This window comes from Streptomyces sp. NPDC058284, assembly GCF_042881135.1.
Taxonomy (GTDB): domain Bacteria; phylum Actinomycetota; class Actinomycetes; order Streptomycetales; family Streptomycetaceae; genus Streptomyces.
In genome coordinates, this window is sequence record NZ_JBHVYE010000008.1 from 249108 (window position 1) to 269649 (window position 20542).

At 67.5% G+C, this 20542-nt stretch carries 19 protein-coding genes; 10 read left to right on the forward strand and 9 right to left on the reverse strand.

The genetic code is table 11. The annotated features are described in order from the left end of the window. Nucleotides 1-220 precede the first annotated feature (220 nt). Nucleotides 221-880 carry a hypothetical protein gene (locus tag ACFVYR_RS14745; RefSeq protein ID WP_384254425.1) on the reverse strand — a complete coding sequence of 220 codons (660 nt, stop codon included), beginning with the start codon at nucleotides 878-880 and terminating at the stop codon, nucleotides 221-223. Between the two features lie 361 nt (nucleotides 881-1241). Between ACFVYR_RS14745 and ACFVYR_RS14750 the strand changes: the two genes are divergently transcribed. Continuing rightward, nucleotides 1242-1694 carry a DUF6188 family protein gene (locus tag ACFVYR_RS14750; protein ID WP_384254420.1) on the forward strand — a complete coding sequence of 151 codons (453 nt, stop codon included), beginning with the start codon at nucleotides 1242-1244 and terminating at the stop codon, nucleotides 1692-1694. 300 nt (nucleotides 1695-1994) lie between these two features. Here ACFVYR_RS14750 and ACFVYR_RS14755 read toward each other — a convergent pair whose 3' ends face one another. Further along, on the reverse strand, nucleotides 1995-2654 hold the full coding sequence (locus ACFVYR_RS14755; RefSeq protein WP_384254425.1) for a hypothetical protein: 660 nt from the start codon (nucleotides 2652-2654) through the stop codon (nucleotides 1995-1997). 361 nt (nucleotides 2655-3015) lie between these two features. Between ACFVYR_RS14755 and ACFVYR_RS14760 the strand changes: the two genes are divergently transcribed. Continuing rightward, nucleotides 3016-3468: a DUF6188 family protein gene (locus ACFVYR_RS14760; protein WP_384254420.1), complete on the forward strand. Its 453-nt coding sequence runs from the start codon at nucleotides 3016-3018 to the stop codon at nucleotides 3466-3468. A gap of 122 nt (nucleotides 3469-3590) precedes the next feature. Here the strand turns inward: ACFVYR_RS14760 and dnaB are convergent, their stop codons facing one another. After that, nucleotides 3591-5066 (reverse strand): replicative DNA helicase, encoded by a 1476-nt coding sequence (gene dnaB / locus ACFVYR_RS14765; protein WP_384254418.1) that lies wholly within the window; start codon nucleotides 5064-5066, stop codon nucleotides 3591-3593. Nucleotides 5067-5526: 460 nt separating this feature from the next. Here dnaB and ACFVYR_RS14770 point away from each other — a divergent pair, with 460 nt between their 5' ends. Further along, nucleotides 5527-6864: an MATE family efflux transporter gene (locus ACFVYR_RS14770; RefSeq protein WP_384254416.1), complete on the forward strand. Its 1338-nt coding sequence runs from the start codon at nucleotides 5527-5529 to the stop codon at nucleotides 6862-6864. 149 nt (nucleotides 6865-7013) lie between these two features. Here the strand turns inward: ACFVYR_RS14770 and rplI are convergent, their stop codons facing one another. From rplI to rpsF, 4 genes are all read right to left on the reverse strand, one after another. Next, entirely contained in the window at nucleotides 7014-7460 is a 447-nt protein-coding gene (gene rplI / locus ACFVYR_RS14775) for a 50S ribosomal protein L9 (protein WP_384254413.1), read from the reverse strand. Nucleotides 7461-7478: 18 nt separating this feature from the next. After that, the gene (gene rpsR, locus ACFVYR_RS14780; protein ID WP_003949403.1) at nucleotides 7479-7715 is read right to left on the reverse strand and encodes a 30S ribosomal protein S18; all 237 of its coding nucleotides are present in this window, start codon (nucleotides 7713-7715) and stop codon (nucleotides 7479-7481) included. Between the two features lie 72 nt (nucleotides 7716-7787). Further along, a complete protein-coding gene (locus tag ACFVYR_RS14785; RefSeq protein WP_384254411.1) occupies nucleotides 7788-8393 on the reverse strand; it encodes a single-stranded DNA-binding protein in 606 nt (201 codons plus the stop codon). A 78-nt stretch (nucleotides 8394-8471) separates the two neighbouring features. Continuing rightward, nucleotides 8472-8762: a 30S ribosomal protein S6 gene (gene rpsF, locus ACFVYR_RS14790; RefSeq protein WP_016644628.1), complete on the reverse strand. Its 291-nt coding sequence runs from the start codon at nucleotides 8760-8762 to the stop codon at nucleotides 8472-8474. 266 nt (nucleotides 8763-9028) lie between these two features. Here rpsF and ACFVYR_RS14795 point away from each other — a divergent pair, with 266 nt between their 5' ends. The 3 genes from ACFVYR_RS14795 (at nucleotide 9029) to ACFVYR_RS14805 (ending at nucleotide 11710) form a co-directional block, all read left to right on the forward strand. Next, nucleotides 9029-9343 (forward strand): hypothetical protein, encoded by a 315-nt coding sequence (locus ACFVYR_RS14795; RefSeq protein ID WP_384254409.1) that lies wholly within the window; start codon nucleotides 9029-9031, stop codon nucleotides 9341-9343. A gap of 147 nt (nucleotides 9344-9490) precedes the next feature. Beyond that, on the forward strand, nucleotides 9491-10612 hold the full coding sequence (locus ACFVYR_RS14800; protein ID WP_384254406.1) for a lipid II:glycine glycyltransferase FemX: 1122 nt from the start codon (nucleotides 9491-9493) through the stop codon (nucleotides 10610-10612). A 66-nt stretch (nucleotides 10613-10678) separates the two neighbouring features. Further along, nucleotides 10679-11710, forward strand: coding sequence for an alanine racemase (locus ACFVYR_RS14805; protein WP_384254404.1), 1032 nt, complete (start codon nucleotides 10679-10681; stop codon nucleotides 11708-11710). Between the two features lie 156 nt (nucleotides 11711-11866). Here ACFVYR_RS14805 and ACFVYR_RS14810 read toward each other — a convergent pair whose 3' ends face one another. Continuing rightward, nucleotides 11867-13411: a glycosyltransferase family 87 protein gene (locus tag ACFVYR_RS14810; protein WP_384254676.1), complete on the reverse strand. Its 1545-nt coding sequence runs from the start codon at nucleotides 13409-13411 to the stop codon at nucleotides 11867-11869. A gap of 126 nt (nucleotides 13412-13537) precedes the next feature. Further along, the gene (locus tag ACFVYR_RS14815) at nucleotides 13538-16306 is read right to left on the reverse strand and encodes a transglycosylase domain-containing protein (RefSeq protein WP_384254401.1); all 2769 of its coding nucleotides are present in this window, start codon (nucleotides 16304-16306) and stop codon (nucleotides 13538-13540) included. Nucleotides 16307-16679: 373 nt separating this feature from the next. Here ACFVYR_RS14815 and ACFVYR_RS14820 point away from each other — a divergent pair, with 373 nt between their 5' ends. From ACFVYR_RS14820 to ACFVYR_RS14835, 4 genes are all read left to right on the forward strand, one after another. Beyond that, nucleotides 16680-17363, forward strand: coding sequence for a helix-turn-helix transcriptional regulator (locus ACFVYR_RS14820; protein WP_384254399.1), 684 nt, complete (start codon nucleotides 16680-16682; stop codon nucleotides 17361-17363). Between the two features lie 59 nt (nucleotides 17364-17422). Next, on the forward strand, nucleotides 17423-18505 hold the full coding sequence (locus ACFVYR_RS14825) for an inositol-3-phosphate synthase (RefSeq protein WP_384254397.1): 1083 nt from the start codon (nucleotides 17423-17425) through the stop codon (nucleotides 18503-18505). Between the two features lie 79 nt (nucleotides 18506-18584). Continuing rightward, nucleotides 18585-19841 carry an MFS transporter gene (locus ACFVYR_RS14830; protein ID WP_384254395.1) on the forward strand — a complete coding sequence of 419 codons (1257 nt, stop codon included), beginning with the start codon at nucleotides 18585-18587 and terminating at the stop codon, nucleotides 19839-19841. A gap of 114 nt (nucleotides 19842-19955) precedes the next feature. Beyond that, nucleotides 19956-20498: a hypothetical protein gene (locus tag ACFVYR_RS14835; RefSeq protein ID WP_384254392.1), complete on the forward strand. Its 543-nt coding sequence runs from the start codon at nucleotides 19956-19958 to the stop codon at nucleotides 20496-20498. The last annotated feature ends 44 nt before the right edge of the window (nucleotides 20499-20542 follow it).

Consider the following 20542-nt stretch of genomic DNA (forward strand, 5'->3'; position numbering starts at 1 on the left):
TGAGATTCCGACACGGAAAATGAGGCCCTACACGTCCTGTAGGATCTCGCGGCTCGCGTCGGTCGGTGCCCCTGCGACCTGCGGGTCTACGAGTTGTCTCACGCGATGTCGGTCGCTGAAGTCTCAACTTCACGCCGGATCCTCGGCGTTTGGTGCACACGTGTCCGGTCTCAGTGCAGGTGGCGAACGGCTCGCTCAACATGGCGAACCTGTGGGCTATCTAGCTGTGCTGTACGACGGGGTCAGCGCCCTCATCCTCGGCGGGCGCCGCGTGCTGGACCGCCACCTGCTCCAGCACCGCGTACAGCGCCTGAGCACGCTGGCTGCGCGGGCTGCCGAAAGTCTTCCGGCCGGTGGTGAGCAGTAGGAGCCAGTGTGCGCCGGTCATCCGCATCCCGGCGGCGGCCCTCACCGCGGACAGCAGCCGCCGGTTCTCCCGCGCTGCCAGTGGCCCTCGTGCGGGCGACACCAGCTCCTGCGCGGGCCTCCGGAGCTGCTGGCGTAGATGCAGCGGCACCGTCTCCCACGTCGGGTCGGCTGCCCCGGGCAGCAATCGGCCCTGGGCAGCCCCGGACTCGGTCAGCAGCGCTGTGGCGGGGCCCGGAAGTGCGAGTTCGTGCTCCTGATCCAGCCCAGGTTGGGGTGGGGAGGGGGGCTGGTCGCCGACCGGGGCGTCGGTGCAGGTGTGGTTGGCCGACGGCCCGACATACGCGCACCCTGGGCAGCGCACCCAGCCCGCCTCCCGGACAGCCGCCTCGACCACCGAGCGCTCCGGGCCGAAACCCGCCGAGACCAGCTGGTGCGGCAGGCGCAATTCCTCCACAGCGCGCAGGGCGGCGGCCGCGGTGACGTCGTGGCCCGGAGCGAACCACCTGCCCATCTCCGCGTTCTCGCCGCACCCGCAAAAACAGCCTCGTTCCCTCTTCTCCTTCACGACCCGGGACCTTAACGGCTTCAGCAGCCCCGGATCGGTCAAGCCACGCCAACTCGCCCCTGGTCTGTTCGCCATGTTGGGCGAGCCGTTCGCCACCTGCATTGAGACCGGACACACGGCACGAGCCGGCGAATCTGTGACCTGGGTGTCCCGTCGCATCGGAGCTGTCTCTGGATCTTGGCCTGAGCTGGTGGTTCGCGTAGTGGATCGAGAACACGCCTGGGCGGATTCTCAACTGACGTGGCTTGGGGGGAGTCTTGGATGGCGGTCCGTGGCCCTGGGCTGGGGCGTGCACCATGGTGAGGTGATGAGCACCGAAGCAGAGCCGGTCGAACACGATGACCGGTGGATCCTGAATCTCCGAGGGCGGGGCGTTGCTGGGATCACTGTCGACTACCGCCTCACGCTGGCCCTCGACGAAGGTTGGGAAGTCACACTCGAAACGCCTGCTCGGCTCTCATCCGGGCCGGCCCACACCAATCCCGGCGTGCTTCTGGTGCCAGAGACCCAGGACGTGGCCGCAGTCCTTCCGCTCTTCGGGACGAAGGTCGTCTCTGCGGTCGCTTTCAAGTCCGGCATGCTTCGGATTGTGTTCGAGGACGGCACGCACCTGACGTGTCCAACCGATGCGGCGTTCGAGGCGTGGCAGATCACAGGACCTGGAGGACGGCGGTTCGTGTCCCTGCCGGGAGGCGACCTCGGCGTCTGGTCCGCCTCCGCGGCGAATGAGAACCCGCAAGGTCGGTCTGCAGAACATTGAGAAACTGACAGCTGGAATGCGACGGGACACTGGGCTGTCTCACCGGGATGTCGGATCCGACTTCGATCCGACATCGACCGTGAGATTCCGACACGAAATTTGAGCCCCTACACGTCCTGTAGGATCTCGCGGCTCGCGTCGGTCGGTGCCCCTGCGACCTGCGGGTCTACGAGTTGTCTCACGCGATGTCGGTCGCTGAAGTCTCAACTTCACGCCGGATCCTCGGCGTTTGGTGCACACGTGTCCGGTCTCAGTGCAGGTGGCGAACGGCTCGCTCAACATGGCGAACCTGTGGGCTATCTAGCTGTGCTGTACGACGGGGTCAGCGCCCTCATCCTCGGCGGGCGCCGCGTGCTGGACCGCCACCTGCTCCAGCACCGCGTACAGCGCCTGAGCACGCTGGCTGCGCGGGCTGCCGAAAGTCTTCCGGCCGGTGGTGAGCAGTAGGAGCCAGTGTGCGCCGGTCATCCGCATCCCGGCGGCGGCCCTCACCGCGGACAGCAGCCGCCGGTTCTCCCGCGCTGCCAGTGGCCCTCGTGCGGGCGACACCAGCTCCTGCGCGGGCCTCCGGAGCTGCTGGCGTAGATGCAGCGGCACCGTCTCCCACGTCGGGTCGGCTGCCCCGGGCAGCAATCGGCCCTGGGCAGCCCCGGACTCGGTCAGCAGCGCTGTGGCGGGGCCCGGAAGTGCGAGTTCGTGCTCCTGATCCAGCCCAGGTTGGGGTGGGGAGGGGGGCTGGTCGCCGACCGGGGCGTCGGTGCAGGTGTGGTTGGCCGACGGCCCGACATACGCGCACCCTGGGCAGCGCACCCAGCCCGCCTCCCGGACAGCCGCCTCGACCACCGAGCGCTCCGGGCCGAAACCCGCCGAGACCAGCTGGTGCGGCAGGCGCAATTCCTCCACAGCGCGCAGGGCGGCGGCCGCGGTGACGTCGTGGCCCGGAGCGAACCACCTGCCCATCTCCGCGTTCTCGCCGCACCCGCAAAAACAGCCTCGTTCCCTCTTCTCCTTCACGACCCGGGACCTTAACGGCTTCAGCAGCCCCGGATCGGTCAAGCCACGCCAACTCGCCCCTGGTCTGTTCGCCATGTTGGGCGAGCCGTTCGCCACCTGCATTGAGACCGGACACACGGCACGAGCCGGCGAATCTGTGACCTGGGTGTCCCGTCGCATCGGAGCTGTCTCTGGATCTTGGCCTGAGCTGCTGGTTCGCCAAGTGGATCGAGAACACGCCTCGCCGGATTCTCAACAGACGTGGCTTCGGCGGAATCTTTGATGACCGTCCGTCGCCCTCGGCTGGGCCGTGCACCATGGTGAGGTGATGAGCACCGAAGCAGAGCCGGTCGAACACGATGACCGGTGGATCCTGAATCTCCGAGGGCGGGGCGTTGCTGGGATCACTGTCGACTACCGCCTCACGCTGGCCCTCGACGAAGGTTGGGAAGTCACACTCGAAACGCCTGCTCGGCTCTCATCCGGGCCGGCCCACACCAATCCCGGCGTGCTTCTGGTGCCAGAGACCCAGGACGTGGCCGCAGTCCTTCCGCTCTTCGGGACGAAGGTCGTCTCTGCGGTCGCTTTCAAGTCCGGCATGCTTCGGATTGTGTTCGAGGACGGCACGCACCTGACGTGTCCAACCGATGCGGCGTTCGAGGCGTGGCAGATCACAGGACCTGGAGGACGGCGGTTCGTGTCCCTGCCGGGAGGCGACCTCGGCGTCTGGTCCGCCTCCGCGGCGAATGAGAACCCGCAAGGTCGGTCTGCAGAACATTGAGAAACTGACAGCTGGAATGCGACGGGACACTGGGCTGTCTCACCGGGATGTCGGATCCGACTTCGATCCGACATCGACCGTGAGATTCCGACACGAAATTTGAGCCCCTACACGTCCCTGGATCAGGTCTGGGCCATGTCCACGAAGCGTGAGTAGTGGCCTTGGAAGGCGACCGTGATCGTCGCCGTCGGGCCGTTACGGTGCTTGCCCACGATGATGTCCGCCTCGCCCGCGCGAGGTGACTCCTTCTCGTACGCGTCCTCGCGGTGCAGCAGGATCACCATGTCCGCGTCCTGCTCGATCGAGCCGGATTCACGCAGGTCAGAGACCATGGGCTTCTTGTCCGTACGCTGCTCGGGGCCACGGTTCAGCTGCGAGAGCGCGATCACCGGCAGCTCCAGCTCCTTGGCCAGGAGCTTCAGGTTTCGCGACATGTCCGAGACTTCCTGCTGACGGCTCTCGGATCTCTTGGAACCGCCCGACTGCATGAGCTGCAGATAGTCGATGACGACGAGCTTCAGGTCGTTGCGCTGCTTGAGGCGGCGGCACTTGGCGCGGATCTCCATCATCGACAGGTTCGGGGAGTCGTCGATGTAGAGCGGGGCGGCCGAGACGTCCGGCATGCGCCGGGCGAGGCGGGTCCAGTCATCGTCGGTCATCGTGCCGGAGCGCATGTGGTGCAGCGCCACCCGGGCCTCGGCCGACAGCAGACGCATCGCGATCTCGTTGCGCCCCATTTCGAGCGAGAAAATCACGCTCGGCATGTTGTGCTTGATCGAGCAGGCCCGCGCGAAGTCCAGGGCCAGTGTCGACTTACCCATGGCGGGGCGGGCCGCGATGATGATCATCTGGCCGGGGTGCAGGCCGTTGGTGAGCTGGTCCAGGTCGGTGAAGCCGGTCGGGACACCGGTCATCTCCCCAGAGCGCGACCCGATCGCCTCGATCTCGTCGAGCGCGCCCTCCATGATGTCGCCGAGGGGCAGGTAGTCCTCGGTGGTGCGCTGCTCGGTGACCGCGTAGATCTCGGCCTGGGCGCTGTTGACGATCTCGTCGACGTCGCCGTCGGCCGCGTAGCCCATCTGCGTGATGCGCGTGCCGGCCTCCACCAGGCGGCGCAGCACCGCACGCTCGTGGACGATCTCCGCGTAGTACTCGGCGTTCGCCGCGGTCGGGACCGTCTGGACGAGCGTGTGCAGATACGATGCGCCGCCGACCTTGGTGATCTCACCGCGCTTGGTGAGCTCGGCGGCCACGGTGATGGGGTCGGCCGGCTCGCCCTTCGCGTAGAGGTCGAGGATCGAGGCGTAGATCGTCTCGTGCGCGGGCCGGTAGAAGTCGTGGCCCTTGAGGACCTCGACGACGTCGGCGATGGCGTCCTTGGAGAGCAGCATGCCGCCCAGCACGGACTGCTCCGCGTCGAGATCCTGCGGCGGAACGCGCTCGAACGACGTGCCTCCGCCGTCCCAGCCGCTCTCCCGGCCACGATCGTGCTGCTCGTCGCGGCCCCGGCCTCCGTCGCGGCGCTGACGGGAAACGGGCAGACGGTCACTGGGACCGCTGTCGGCCCAGGGGTCGTCCAAAGGCTCGGAAATACTCACCGGGCCGCCTCCTCCCGTCCGCCGAGCGGACCTCGCCGTGCCCCTCTTTCCTACGGCACGACACTGACAAATAAGGGGTCCCAACTCCGGTTCTGACGCGTCGGTTTTACGCGGTTTCCGAGGTCGCACGAGGAGGCGGGCGCCGGACCACGGTAGGCCTGTGGGCACCGTCAGCCAATCTGGTTATCCACAGGCGGTGTGGATGACGGACCCTATGCTGTGGAGAACCTCCCCAAACCTGTGCACGGCCCGGTGGACAGCCCTGTGAACAAGCCCTCAGCAACTCCACGAAAACGCCGCTGACCTGCACTTTCCCCATCCACTGGCTGTGCAGAAGAAAAACTTTCCCGGTCGGACCAAGATCGTTGCAAACCACGCAGGGCAGCATGCTCCCGGACGGCTCGCGTAAGGGTCTCGTAGGCATTGCATCTCTTACCTGTGGAAGATTAGATTGGCACCCATGACACAGGCTCCCGCGGCATCCAAGACCGCCCGGCGACGGCACGACCGAGAGATCATCTCGCTCGCCGTTCCCGCTTTCGGCGCGCTGGTCGCCGAGCCCCTCTTCGTGCTGGCCGACAGTGCCATCGTGGGGCACCTCGGCACCGCACAGCTCGCCGGTCTCGGTGTCGCCTCGGCGCTCCTCACCACCGCGGTGAGCGTCTTCGTCTTCCTCGCCTACGCCACCACTGCCGCCGTCGCCCGCAGGGTGGGCGCCGGGGACCTCCCGTCCGCCATTCGCCAGGGCATGGACGGCATCTGGCTCGCGCTGCTCCTCGGTGCCGTCGTCATCGCCCTCGTCCTGCCCACCGCTCCCGCCCTCGTGGAACTTTTCGGCGCATCGGACACCGCGGCCCCGTACGCCGTCACCTATCTCCGGATCTCCTCGCTCGGCATCCCCGCCATGCTCGTCGTCCTCGCCTCCACCGGTGTCCTGCGCGGCCTGCAGGACACCCGGACCCCGCTGTACGTCGCGGTCGGCGGGTTCATCGCCAACGGCGTCCTCAACGTCGGCCTGGTCTACGGCGCCGGCCTCGGTATCGCCGGCTCCGCCTGGGGCACCGTCATCGCCCAGTGCGGCATGGCCGCCGTGTACCTCTTCGTCGTCGTACGCGGAGCACAGCGCCACGGCGCCTCGCTGCGTCCCGACATCGCCGGGATCCGGGCCTGCGCCCAAGCCGGTGCGCCACTCCTGGTCCGCACGCTCTCGCTGCGGGCCATCCTGATGATCGCGACCGCCGTGGCCGCCCGCCTCGGGGATTCCGACGTGGCCGCCCATCAGATCGTTCTCTCCCTGTGGAGTCTGCTGGCCTTCGCGCTCGACGCCATCGCCATCGCCGGGCAGGCGATCATCGGACGCTATCTGGGCGCCGATGATCCGGACGGCGCACGCGCCGTCTGTCGCCGGATGGTCGAGTGGGGCATCGCCTCGGGTGTCGTCCTCGGGCTGCTGGTCGTCCTCGCCCGGCCGTTGTTCATCCCGCTCTTCACGGGCGACGCCGCCGTCCAGGACGCGGCACTGCCCGCCCTCGTGGTGGTGGCTCTCGCCCAGCCCGTCTGCGGCATCGTCTTCGTCCTCGACGGCGTCCTGATGGGCGCGGGCGACGGGCCCTACCTCGCCTGGGCCATGATCATCACGCTGGCTGTCTTCACACCGGTCGCCCTGCTCGTGCCGGTCTTCGGGGGAGGCCTGACAACGCTGTGGGGAGCGATGACGCTGATGATGGCGGTACGCATGCTGACGCTCTGGCTGCGCTCCCGCTCGGGCCGCTGGATCGTCACCGGCGCCACGCGCTGAGCGGCCGTCCTGAAAGCGTCGTCGTTTCCTGGTAGGGGCAGTTCCCGAGGTGCTGTTTCACGTGAAACAGCACCTCCCAGGAAAGACGATGGGCCGCACCCCGAGGGGTGCGGCCCATCGCTTCGTTTCAACTCTGCCAAGCGCAGTGCTTAGGCGGAGACGACCTCGACGTTGACCTTCGCGGCAACCTCGGGGTGCAGACGCACGGACGTCGTGTGGGCGCCCAGCGTCTTGATCGGCGCGCCCAGCTCGACACGGCGCTTGTCGACCTTCGGGCCACCGGCAGCCTCGATCGCCGAAGCGATGTCAGCCGGAGTGACGGAACCGAAGAGACGACCGGCGTCGCCGGAGCGGACGGCCAGACGGACCTTGACGCCCTCGAGGCGGGCCTTGATCTCGTTGGCCTGCTCGATGGTCGCGATCTCGTGGATCTTGCGAGCACGACGGATCTGCTCGACGTCCTTCTCGCCACCCTTGGTCCAGCGGATCGCGAAGTTCCGCGGGATCAGGTAGTTGCGGGCGTAGCCGTCCTTGACGTCTACGACCTCGCCGGCGGCGCCGAGGCCGGAGACCTCGTGGGTGAGGATGATCTTCATTAGTCGGTCACCCTTCCCTTATCGCGCGGTGGACGTGTAGGGCAGCAGCGCCATCTCACGGCTGTTCTTCACGGCCGTGGCGACGTCACGCTGGTGCTGCGTGCAGTTGCCGGTCACGCGGCGGGCACGGATCTTGCCGCGGTCGGAAATGAACTTCCGCAGCATGTTCGTGTCCTTGTAGTCCACGTACGTGACCTTGTCCTTGCAGAAAGCGCAGACCTTTTTCTTCGGCTTGCGCACAGGCGGCTTCGCCATGGTGTTTCTCCTGTGTGATCAAGAAGTGGGGTTCGGCCCACCCTCGGCCCGAAGGCCTGAAAGCCCTGAGGCTTAGAAGGGGGGCTCGTCCGAGTAGCCGCCACCGGAGCCGCCGGAGCTTCCGCCCCAGCCGCCACCGCCGCCGCCCTGCTGCTGACCGCCAGCGGCCGGCGCACCGGTCGCCCAGGGGTCGTCGGCGGGAGCACCGCCGCCACCCTGCTGCTGACCGCCACCGGGGCCACCGCCCCAGCCGCCGCCCTGCTGGCCGCCGCCACCGCCGCCGTAATTACCCTGGCCGCCCTGGCCACCGCGACCGGTGGTCTTGGTGACCTTGGCCGTGGCGTTCTTCAGGCTGGCGCCGACTTCCTCGACGTCCAGCTCGTAGACCGTGCGCTTGATGCCCTCACGGTCCTCGTAGGACCGCTGCTTCAACCGGCCCTGCACGACGACGCGCATGCCTCGCTGAAGCGACTCCGCGACGTTCTCCGCCGCCTGACGCCAGACCGAGCAGGTCAAAAAGAGGCTCTCGCCGTCCTTCCACTCGTTCGTCTGACGGTCGAAGGTGCGGGGGGTGGACGCGACACGGAACTTCGCGACCGCCGCACCGGAGGGGGTGAAGCGCAGCTCGGGGTCGTCGACAAGATTGCCGACGACCGTGATGACGGTCTCGCCTGCCATGGGGGAACCTCTCGGCGGGTTTGCTGCTGGCTGCTTGTTGCTGCTACTCGATTCCCGGGTGCTGCTGAGCTAGAGAGCTCAGTGCATCTCGGGACGGAGGACCTTGGTCCGGAGGACCGACTCGTTCAGGTTCATCTGGCGGTCGAGCTCCTTGACGACCGCAGGCTCGGCCTGCAGGTCGATGACCGAGTAGATGCCCTCGGGCTTCTTCTTGATCTCGTACGAGAGACGACGACGGCCCCAGGTGTCGACCTTTTCGACCTTTCCGTTGCCCTCACGGACGACGGAGAGGAAGTTCTCGATCAACGGGGAGACAGCGCGCTCCTCGAGATCGGGGTCGAGGATGACCATCACTTCGTAGTGACGCATGTGGAACCCACCTCCTTTGGACTCAGCGGCCACGGTCGTTCCGTGGCAGGAGGGTCGTGATGCGTACGCAACGGTATCGGCCGCTACTGACAATCGGCTCCCGCGAACGGGGGCTCATGCTGTGGCCAGGGCAGACACCGGTGCAGACGGTACAGAGTACCCGCACCGAGGCTTCCGGTTGAAATCCGGCTGCGGACGGGCAGAATCTGTACACATCGGGTGTGTATGGCGCTACGATGCGCCGCCTCACGCAGGAGGTGCCTCACATGGCACAAGCAATGCGACCGAACACCGCCACCTCTCTCTTCGCCTCGGACGGCAAGGCCCATCCGTTCCAGGACGCGCTGGTCGGCGTGACACTGGTGCTGGGGGTGATCGCCTTCGTGACGGCGATGTTCCACAACCTCCATCTGCTCAGCTCGTGGGCGGGCCTGGTCGGGATCGCCACCGGCGCGTACGGCCAGTTCATCTCGGTGACCACGCGCGAGCGCTTCGGCCTGATCCTGGGTCTCGGCGCCTCGGCGGTCGGCTTCTTCCTGGGCATGGCGCACGGCGGACTCTTCGGCGGGATCGTCGGCTGACGGCCTTCCCGGCCCCGGTCGCGCAAGCGGGCCGGGGCTCGGAGTTCCGTACGCCCAGACGGGGCGCTCGCAGGGCGCAGTAGGCTTCGGCGCGAGAGCCGGAGCCCCTGAACCCATGGGGACACACCAGCCCGAGGAGCGCCCCGAATGAGTCTGACCCTGAGGACCATCAGTCGCGAGCAGCATCTGGCGTATATCCAGACACTGCCGTCGGCGAGTCATTGCCAGGTCCCGGCATGGGCTGACGTGAAGAGCGAATGGCGCTCGGAGAACCTGGGCTGGTTCGACGACCGGACCGGTGCGCTGGTCGGCGTGGGCCTGGTGCTCTACCGGCAGCTGCCCAAGCTGAAGCGGTACCTCGCGTACCTCCCCGAGGGCCCGGTCATCAACTGGTACGCCCCGAACCTCGACGAGTGGCTGCAGCCGATGCTGGCGCATCTGAAGCAGCAGGGCGCCTTCTCCGTGAAGATGGGTCCGCCGGTCGTGATCCGCCGCTGGGACGCTCCGGCGATCAAGGCAGGCATCCAGAACCCGGACGTGAAGCGGCTGCGGGACACCGAGGCCACCTACATCGAGCCGCGTGCCTTCGAGGTCTCCGACCGGCTGCGGCGGATGGGCTGGCAGCAGGGCGAGGACGGCGGCGCCGGCTTCGGTGACGTACAGCCCCGCTTCGTCTTCCAGGTGCCGCTGGCCAACCGCTCCCTGGACGAGGTCCAGAAGGGCTTCAACCAGCTGTGGCGGCGCAACATCAAGAAGGCCGAGAAGGCGGGCGTCGAGGTCGTCCAGGGCGGTTACCAGGACCTTCCCGAGTGGCAGCGTCTCTACGAGATCACCGCCGTGCGCGACAAGTTCCGCCCGCGGCCCCTCGGCTACTTCGAGCAGATGTGGCGGGCCCTCAACTCCGAGGATCCCAACCGCATGCGGCTGTACTTCGCACGGCACAACGGCGTGAACCTGTCGGCCGCGACGATGCTCGTCGTCGGCGGGCACGTCTGGTACTCCTACGGCGCCTCGGACAACATCGGGCGTGAGGTCCGGCCCTCGAACGCGATGCAGTGGCGGATGCTCCGCGACGCGTACGCCATGGGGGCAACGGTCTATGACCTGCGCGGCATCTCCGACTCGCTGGACGAGACCGATCACCTCTTCGGCCTGATCCAGTTCAAGGTCGGCACCGGCGGCGAGGCCGCCGAGTACATCGGCGAGTGGGACTTCCCGCTCAACAAGCTGCTGCACAAGGCGCTGGACATCTACATGTCGCGCCGCTGATCCCGCACAATTTCCTTCCATACCTCTGATACACCGCAGACACGAGAAAGGTTCCGGGATCCAGCCATGGCGCTCACGCTCTATGTCGACACCGCGCGCTGGCGGGCACACCAGAAGCACCTGCTGGAGCAGTTTCCGGGCATCGTCCCGGTCTGCAAGGGCAACGGTTACGGCTTCGGTCACGAGCGCCTCGCCGAGGAAGCCACGCGCTTCGGCTCCGACATCCTCGCCGTGGGCACCACGTACGAAGCCGCCCGGATCAAGGACTGGTTCAGCGGTGACCTGCTGGTCCTGACCCCGTTCCGGCGGGGCGAGGAGCCGGTGCCGCTGCCCGACCGCGTCATCCGCTCCGTGTCGTCGCTCGACGGCGTGTACGGCCTGGTGGGCGCTCGTGTCGTCATCGAGGTCATGTCCTCGATGAAGCGGCACGGCATCACCGAACAGGAGCTTCCGCAGCTGCACGCGGCGATCGAGGACGTGCGCCTCGAAGGTTTCGCGATCCACCTGCCGCTGGACCGCACCGACGGCTCCGACGCCGTCGAGGAGGTCATCGGCTGGATGGACCGCCTGCGCGCGGCCCGCCTCCCGCTCCACACGATGTTCGTCAGCCACCTCAAGGCCGGTGAACTCGCGCGTCTGCAGCAGCAGTTCCCCCAGACCCGCTTCCGCGCGCGCATCGGCACGAACCTCTGGCTGGGCGATCACGAGGCCACGGAGTACCGCGGCGCCGTCCTCGATGTCACCGCCGTCGCCAAGGGTGACCGCTTCGGCTACCGCCAGCAGAAGGCCGCGTCCGACGGTTGGCTGGTCGTGGTCGCCGGCGGCACCTCGCACGGTGTCGGCCTTGAGGCTCCGAAGGCGCTCCACGGCATGATGCCGCGGGCCAAGGGCGTGGCCCGGGCGGGCCTCGCGACCGTCAACCGCAACCTCTCGCCCTTCGTCTGGGCGGGCAAGCAGCGGTGGTTCGCGGAGCCGCCGCACATGCAGGTCTCGATCCTCTTCGTGCCCTCCGACGCGCCGGAACCGAAGGTCGGCGAGGAACTGGTGGCCCATCTGCGGCACACCACCACGCAGTTCGACCGGATCCTCGACCGCTGAGAAGAGGCGCCCTCAGCGCGGGTAACGCAGCGGCAAGCGGAAGGGCCGGTACGACTCACCGTCGTACCGGCCCTTCCGTCTGACTGGTGAGCCGCAAAGCCGCCTCGTCGTCCACCCGCCGCCCCCTGTTCGCTCTGAGCGAAATCCAGGTGAGTCTCAACGCGACGGATCCGTCACAGAGCCCCACTTCACGACGGGCGCCACAGTGGAGCACAGCGAAGTGCGTGCGGCACGGCCCGTGTACCCCAGGACGAAGACATCCTCGGCCCTGTCCAGGACACCCCCCGAAGGGTCATCGTCCCCGGCCCGCCGCACCGTGTCCCGCTCCGGCATCAGGATGTCGCGTACGACCACGGCACACAGATACAGCGTGCCCAACAGGTGCACGACGATGGCCAATTGGTAGCCCTCGGTCGGCAGCCCCTTATGGGCGTCCCCGCTCGTCGTGTACGCCAGGTACATCCAGATCCCCAGGAAGTACGCGACCTCACCCGCCTGCCAGATCAGGAAGTCGCGCCAACGCGGGCGGGCGAGCGCGGCGAGCGGAACCAGCCACAGGACGTACTGCGGTGAGTAGACCTTGTTGGTGAGGACGAAGGCGGCGACCACCAGGAAGGCGAGCTGCGCGAAGCGCGGACGGCGCGGCGCGGCGAGTCCGAGCGCACCGATGCCCAGGCAGGCGAGGAGCATCAGGACCATCGCCAGGGTGTTGACCGTGTCGGTGGACAGCGGGGAATCCATCCGCTGGGAGAGGATCAGCCAGAAGGACCCGAAGTCGACGCCGCGCTCCTTGCTGAACGTATAGAACTTCGACCATCCGTCGCCCGCGAGCAGTATCACCGGAAGGTTCACGAGCAGCCAGGTGCCCACCGTGCCGAGCAGGGCCGTCCCGAGTTCCCGCCATCGACCGGCCCGCCAGCACAGGATCAGCAGGGGGCCGAGCAGCAGCACGGGGTAGAGCTTGGCGGCCGTCGCGAGCCCGAGGAGCACGCCGAAGGCGAGGGTGCGCGAGCGGGCCCACATCAGCATCGCGGCGGCCGTGAGAGCGACGGCGAGCAGGTCCCAGTTGATGGTGGCCGTCAGCGCGAGGGCCGGCGCGAGGGCGACGAGCAGCCCGTCCCAGGGTCGGCGCCGGTGGGTACGCGCGACACAGATGGCGAGAACCGCGGCGCAGACCATCAGCATCCCGGTGTTGACCATCCAGTAGATCTTCTCCTGGTGCTGGATGGAGCCGCTGCCAGGCGTCACCCAGGAGGCCACCTCCATGAACGCCCCTGTCAGGACCGGGTATTCGAGGTACTCCATGTCGCCGGGCAGCCGGTCGAAGTACGGCACGAGACCGTCGGCGAAGCCGCGTCCCTGATAGAGGTGCGGGATGTCGGAGTAGCACGCGTGCGTGTACTGCGAGCTCGCTCCGAAGAACCAGGCGCCGTTGTAGCACGGCATCTTCTGGACCATGCCGAGCGCGAACATGCCTAGGGCGAGGAGCGTGATGACACGGACGGGTGTCCACCAGCCCGCCGTGAACAGCACTCTTCTGCCGGCCGGGCCCCCGAGCAGCTCACTGCCGGCCCGGGCGACCTGATCCTCCTTGGTCGGCCGTACCGGCTCCTGCGGGCTCACAGATTCGTACGCGCTCGTGTGCGCCGTCTCTGCACCAGGGTTTGCACTGTGGGGGTCTGCGCTGGGCATGCCCGCCATCCTGCCGTACGCGCCTGAGAACACGGAGAGGACCGCCGCACCCATCAGGGCGACGGTCCTCGTTTCACGTGAAACATCCCTGGGGGAGTTCCGGCGACCCGCCGAGTCGCGCCCTGCGGATTCCGCTCAGCCCCTCGGGCCGCGGATAAAGCCGCCGCCTCCGTCTTCGTTGCCCTCGTTGGCTCCACCACCGGCCGGATCATCCGTCGGGGGCGGTGACTGGCCACCGGGACCGCCGTCGACACCGCCCTGGCCGCCGCCTCCGTTCTGCTGCCCACCGTCTTGGTGGTTGCACTCCCAGTCGAGTGGCTCGCAGGTCTCCTCGGGGTCCGGCTCCTTCGTCGGAGGCTTCGTTGTCTCGGATTGCGAGGGGGTGGGCGAGGTCGTCTTCTCCGGCTCCTTGGTCTCCTCCGGTGCCTTGGTCTTCGTCGGGGGCGGAGTCTCACCGACGACCTGACCGATCGGCCCGGGCACAGGGAAGGGGATGGCGCGCTTGCCCTTGAGCGCCTGCTCCATGTAGTCCTGCCAGATCTGCGCGGGGAACGAGGCGCCGTGGATCTTCGCCTCACCCCCCGTGCCGAACATCTCCAGGAACTTGCGCTTCTTGTTGCTCTCGTCGTCGTCGAGCCGGTACATGCTCACCGCCGTCGAGAGCTGCGGGGTGTAGCCCACGAACCAGGCCGACTTGTTGCCGTCGGTCGTACCGGTCTTGCCGGCCACCTGGCGGCCGATGAGCTTGGCCGAGGTTCCGGTGCCCTTCTCGACGACGGTCCGCAGCACGTCGGTGACGTTGTCGGCGACCTCATCGCTGAAGGCCTGCTTGGTCTCCTTCTTGTGCCGGTAGACCGATTCGCCCCCGTGCTGGACCTCGGTGACGGAGTACGGATCGTTCTGCTTGCCGCTCGCCGCGAAGGTGGAGTACGCGCCGGCCATCCGGATCGCACTCGGTGACGAGGTGCCGAGCGAGAAGGACGGGTAGTTGGCGCTGGCCATGGACTGGTCGTCCTTGAGGCCGGCGGCCATGGCCGACTCCTTCACCTTGTCCAGACCGACATCCATGCCGAGCTGCACGTAGGCCGAGTTGACCGACTCCCTCATCGCCTCGCGGAGGTCGATCTGGTAGCTAGGAGGGTTGTACGAACGGCCGCCGTCGTTCTTCTGGTTCCACTGCTGGCCCTCCCGGTCCGTCCAGATCGCGCCGTTGTACTTCTGGATCTTGAGCTCGTTCTTGCCGCTGTACAGGCTCTTCGGGTTCACGATGGTGCGTTCGCTGTCCGTCTGGAACTCGCCGAGGTCCGGGTTCCGCACGCCGTACTTGAAGGCCGCGGCCAGCACGAACGGCTTGTACGTCGAACCGACCTGCGCACCGGTCTGGTCAGCGTTGTTGGTGAAGTGCTTCGTCGCGTCCTCACCGCCGTAGATGGCCCTGATCGCGCCGTCCCCCGGGTCCACGGAGGCGCCACCGAACTGGACGTGGGTGTCCTTCTCGGGCCGCAGCTTCGGCTTGATCTTCTCCTTGCGGACCTTGTTGACCGCCTTCTCGAGCTCCTTGACCTTCGTCCTGTCGAAGGTCGTGTGGATCTCGTAGCCGCCCTGCCGAAGCTGCTCGTCGGTGATGCCGGTGTTCCTGATGACGTATGCCTTGGCCAGGTCCACGAGGTAACCGGTCTGGCCGGCCAGGTCGATGTTGGACCGCGGGTTCTGCAGCTTCGGGAACTTGGTGTACTTGGCCCGTTCCTCGGCGGTCAGACGGCCGTCCTTGACCTCCTCGTCGAGGATCCACGCCCACCGCTTCTTGGCCCGGGCTGTGTTGTCCTGCGGGTTCGCCGAGGGGTCGATCTCGGGGTAGCCGGCCGGGTCGTAGTACGTGGCGCCCTTCAGGACGGTGGCGAGGAGAGCACACTGGCTCGGGTCCAGGTCCTTGGCTTCCTCGTTGAAGTACGCCCGGGCCGCCGCCTGGATGCCGTACGCCCCACGCCCGTAGTAGGCGGTGTTGAGGTACCCGGCCATGACGTCTTCCTTGGAGACCGTCCGGCCGACCTTTATCGAGATGAAGAGCTCTTTGAACTTACGGGTGAACGTCTGCGACTGGTCGCCCAGGCGCGCGTTCTTCACGTACTGCTGGGTGATCGTGGAGCCACCCTGGGTCTGCCCGCCCTTGGCCATGTTGACCAGGGCGCGGGTGATGCCCATCGGGTCGATGCCCTTGTCCTTCTCGAAGGACTTGTTCTCCGCCGACATGACGGCGAAGCGCATCTCATCGGGAATGTCGTCGTAATCGATGATCTGACGGTTGCGCTCACCGCCGGTCGCGACCATCTGCTTGCCGTCGGCCCAGTAGTAGACGTTGTTCTGCGCCTTGGCCGCCTTGTCGACCTCCGGCACATCCACCAGGGCGTACGAGATGCCGGCGACCGCCATCACACTGCCGAGGAAGCCCAGGAAGAGACCGGAAACCAAACGCCAGGACGGGACCCAGCGCCGCGCGCCGTACTTGCCCGCGCGCGGGTAGTCGATGAACCGCTTCTTGCGGGGCGGCTCGGAGCCGCCACGGCCCCTGCCGCGCCCCGGACCGCTCGGGCCACCGGGTCCGCCACCACCGCGGCGGCCACCACCGCCCGAGCGCCCGCCCCCCTCCGGCGCCCTGCGCCGGCCGCCGCTCGCACCGACCGAGCCGCTGCGCTGGGCGGCACGGCGGGCCTCGGCCCGGCCTCCGTAGGGACGGTCCCCGGCATCCGGGGCCCCTGATCCGGGTGCCCCATAAGAGGAAGAAGGCGATCCGGTGTCGCTTCGCGGTGCCGCGCGGCGGCCCGACGGCGCTGGTGGGGTGCCACGCCTGGCCGCGGCGCGTCCGCCACCCTGCGGCTGCGGCGGTTTGCGACGGTGCTCGCTCATCGAACGATTACTCCTCGGGCAGGCGCAGCTGTCCACGCCTGGAAACGGCGGCTGGTTTCCGGTCCCCCCGAAGTACGGATGCGCCCGTTCCGAAGCTCACCCGCACTACACCGGGGACGACGACGCCCCCTGGCGTCACATGGTTCCCGGTGGCATGCATGGCGCACAGACTACGCACCGTCAAAACCCTCGTAGAGCCGAAGTTCACCCCAAATCAGGCAAGTTACTTCCTACGAATCGGTGATGTGACGCCGTTCACCGTTCCCCCTCTTGTCTCAACCGGATCGCCGTTCTATCGTCTCGATGTATCGAGTCGATACATCAGCTCGGCATAAAGGCCGTACTGAGGGACCGCGGCAGTCGGGAGGCGAAGATGAGCAGGCGCTCCGGCATCCTGGAATTCGCTGTGCTCGGTCTGCTCAGAGAGTCCCCGATGCACGGCTATGAGCTGCGTAAACGACTCAATACGTCACTGGGAGTGTTCCGCGCCTTCAGCTACGGGACGCTCTACCCCTGCCTCAAGACGCTGGTCACCAACGGCTGGTTGATCGAGGAGTCGGGCAGCGCCCCTGACGACGCACTCGCAGCCCCGCTCGCAGGGCGTCGCGCCAAGATCGTCTATCGGTTGACGGCAGAAGGTAAGGAGCACTTCGAGGATCTGCTCTCGCAGACCGGCCCCGACGCATACGAGGACGAGCACTTCGCCGCCCGCTTCGCCTTCTTCGGGCAGACCTCGCGGGACGTACGGATGCGGGTGCTCGAGGGCCGCCGCAGCCGCCTCGAAGAGCGTCTGGAGAAGATGCGCGCGTCCCTGGCCCGTACCCGGGAGCGCCTGGACGACTACACGCTCGAACTTCAGCGGCACGGCATGGAGTCCGTGGAGCGCGAAGTGCGCTGGCTGAACGAGCTCATCGAGAGCGAGCGAGCGGGACGGGACCAGCAACGGCCCTCCGGCAGCTCCGCTCAGCAGAACAGCACATCTGGGGAGTCGGCGGGCCTGCCCCGGCGGCGGGAGACCAACCCGCCGCCGGATCCGTCCGATGACCCCACCAAGTGAGACCCAGCGTTCCGCGGGGTTTCATCCCGAATACCGAGATCACACAGGGAGCAACCGGAATGGGTTCGGTTCGCGTAGCCATCGTCGGCGTGGGCAACTGCGCCGCCTCGCTGGTCCAGGGCGTCGAGTACTACAAGGACGCCGACCCGGACGCCAAGGTCCCGGGCCTGATGCACGTCCAGTTCGGCGACTACCACGTCGGTGACGTCGAGTTCGTCGCCGCCTTCGACGTCGACGCGAAGAAGGTCGGCCTCGACCTGTCGGACGCCATCGGCGCCAGCGAGAACAACACCATCAAGATCTGCGACGTGCCGAACAAGGGCGTCTCCGTCCAGCGCGGTCACACCCTCGACGGTCTGGGCAAGTACTACCGCCAGACCATCGAGGAGTCCGAGGAGGCTCCGGTCGACATCGTCCAGATCCTCAAGGACCGCAAGGTCGACGTCCTCGTCTGCTACCTGCCCGTAGGTTCCGAGGACGCCGCGAAGTTCTACGCGCAGTGCGCCATCGACGCCAAGGTCGCGTTCGTCAACGCTCTGCCGGTCTTCATCGCCGGCACCAAGGAGTGGGCCGACAAGTTCACCGAGGCCGGTGTCCCGATCGTCGGTGACGACATCAAGTCGCAGGTCGGCGCCACCATCACGCACCGCGTCATGGCGAAGCTGTTCGAGGACCGCGGTGTCCGCCTTGAGCGCACCATGCAGCTGAACGTCGGCGGCAACATGGACTTCAAGAACATGTTGGAGCGCGACCGCCTCGAGTCGAAGAAGATCTCGAAGACGCAGGCCGTCACCTCGCAGATCCCCGACCGCGAGATGGGCGAGAAGAACGTCCACATCGGCCCGTCGGACTACGTCGCGTGGCTCGACGACCGCAAGTGGGCGTACGTCCGCCTCGAGGGCCGCGCCTTCGGCGACGTCCCGCTGAACCTGGAGTACAAGCTCGAGGTCTGGGACTCCCCGAACTCGGCCGGTGTCATCATCGACGCCCTGCGCGCCGCGAAGATCGCCAAGGACCGCGGCATCGGCGGCCCGATCCTCTCCGCGTCGAGCTACTTCATGAAGTCGCCGCCGGTCCAGTACTTCGACGACGAGGCCTACGCGAACGTCGAGAAGTTCATCAAGGGCGAGGTCGAGCGCTAAACAGCTCTCTCCTTGTCACGTGTCGAGGGTCCCCGGGCATGGCGCCCGGGGGCCTTCCTCATATGTGAGGCTGTGCCCCATGGCTGTCGTCGGTGACCTGCGGATACTGCTGCGACTGCGGGATTTCCGGCGGCTGCTCGCCGTACGGCTGCTCTCCCAGGGAGCCGACGGCGTCTACCAGGTCGCACTCGCCACCTACGTCGTCTTCTCCCCGGAGAAGCAGACCTCACCGGCGGCGATCGCCTCCGCCATGGCGGTGCTGCTCCTGCCCTACTCGCTCATCGGGCCCTTCGCCGGGGTCCTGCTCGACCGCTGGCAGCGCCGACAGGTCTTTCTGTACGGCAACCTCCTGCGGGCCGCCCTGGCCTCGCTGACCGCCGTGCTCATGCTGAGCGGTGTCCCCGACTGGCTCTTCTACATCTCCGCCCTCTGTGTCACCGCCGTCAACCGCTTCGTCCTGGCCGGGCTCTCGGCCGCGCTGCCACGCGTCGTCGACGCCGACCGCCTGGTCATCGCCAACTCCCTCTCGCCGACCGCAGGGACGCTCGCCGCGACCGTGGGCGGCGGCATGGCCTTCGCGGTCCGCCTGGTGGGATCGGACTCGGACGCGGCGGTGGTCCTCCTCGGCGCCGCCCTGTACCTCTGCGCCGCGCTCGCCTCACTGCGCATGGCGCGCGACCTGCTCGGCCCCGATCCGGAGCTGGTGCCGCCAAGGCTCTCCGCCGCGCTGGCCGGGACGGCGCGCGGGCTGAGAGGGGGAGTACGACACCTGACGCAGCGCCCCGCGGCCGCGCGTGCGCTGGCCGCGATGACGATGATGCGGTTCTGCTACGGCGCGCTGACGGTCATGGTCCTGATGCTGTGCCGGTACGCCTGGTCGTCGACGGAGTCCGACGGGCTCGCGCTGCTCGGCCTGGCCGTGGGGGCCTCAGGGGCGGGGTTCTTCGTGGCGGCCCTGGTGACGCCGGCGGCGGTGGGGCGGCTGGGAGCGGGCGGCTGGATGGTCGCCTGCGCGGGAACGGCCGCGGTCCTGGAACCAGCTCTCGGCCTCCTCTTTGAGCCCGTCCCTCTGCTCGTTGCCGCCTTCGTCCTCGGCGTGACGACCCAGGGCGCGAAGATCGCCACGGACACGGTGGTGCAGTCCGCGGTGGACGACGGCTTTCGCGGTCGGATCTTCTCCGTCTACGACGTGCTTTTCAACGTCGCGTTCGTGGGCGCCGCGGCAGTGGCCGCCCTGATGCTGCCGCCCGACGGCAGGTCGGTCCCGCTGGTGGTCACGGTGGCTCTGGTCTACGCGGCGGTTGCTGGAGCTATGGCCCGGTTTGACGCGCAATAAGTGTCACATCAGTGCCACAGAGCCCCTCTGAGCTTCAGAGTTGTCCCCGCACCCCGATAACTTACGGGCGTCGTATTCGCGCCATCGCGCTTCCGTTCGAGGGGGACCCCCAAAGTGACCACTCCGCCGCCCCAGGGCCAGATGCCGTACCCGCCCCAGGGCCAGAACCCCTATGGCCAGCCCCAGGGCGGCGCTCCGGCCCCGTACGGTCAGCAGGCCCCGACGGCTCCGTACCCGGCCCACCAGGGCCAGCCGGGCCAGCCGGGAATGCCGCAGCAGCCGTACCCGCCCTACAACCAGGGTGGCCCCGTCCCCCCGCCGGCCGCTCCTCGCGGGGGGCGTGGCAAGAAGCTGTTCCTGCGGATCGGCGGATTCATCCTGGTGGCGATCCTCATAGCCGTCGGCAAGTCGATGCTCAACAAGAGCGACGCGGAGACCACCTCGGTCGGCAGCTGCATGCACAACGAGGGCACGCAGTTCGCGCCGGATCTCAAGGAGGTCGACTGCTCCTCGAGCGACTCCGAGCTCAAGGTCGTCGAGAAGTTCGACGACACCAGTGACAGCAAAAAGTGCGAGGCCGTCAAGACCTCTGAGATCGCCTACTACCAGAGCGGCAAGGGCCACAACGTGGTGCTCTGCTTGAAGAAGACCAAGTAGGAGCCCGCCGAGGGGCCGCTGTTTCACGGTTTCACGTGAAACAG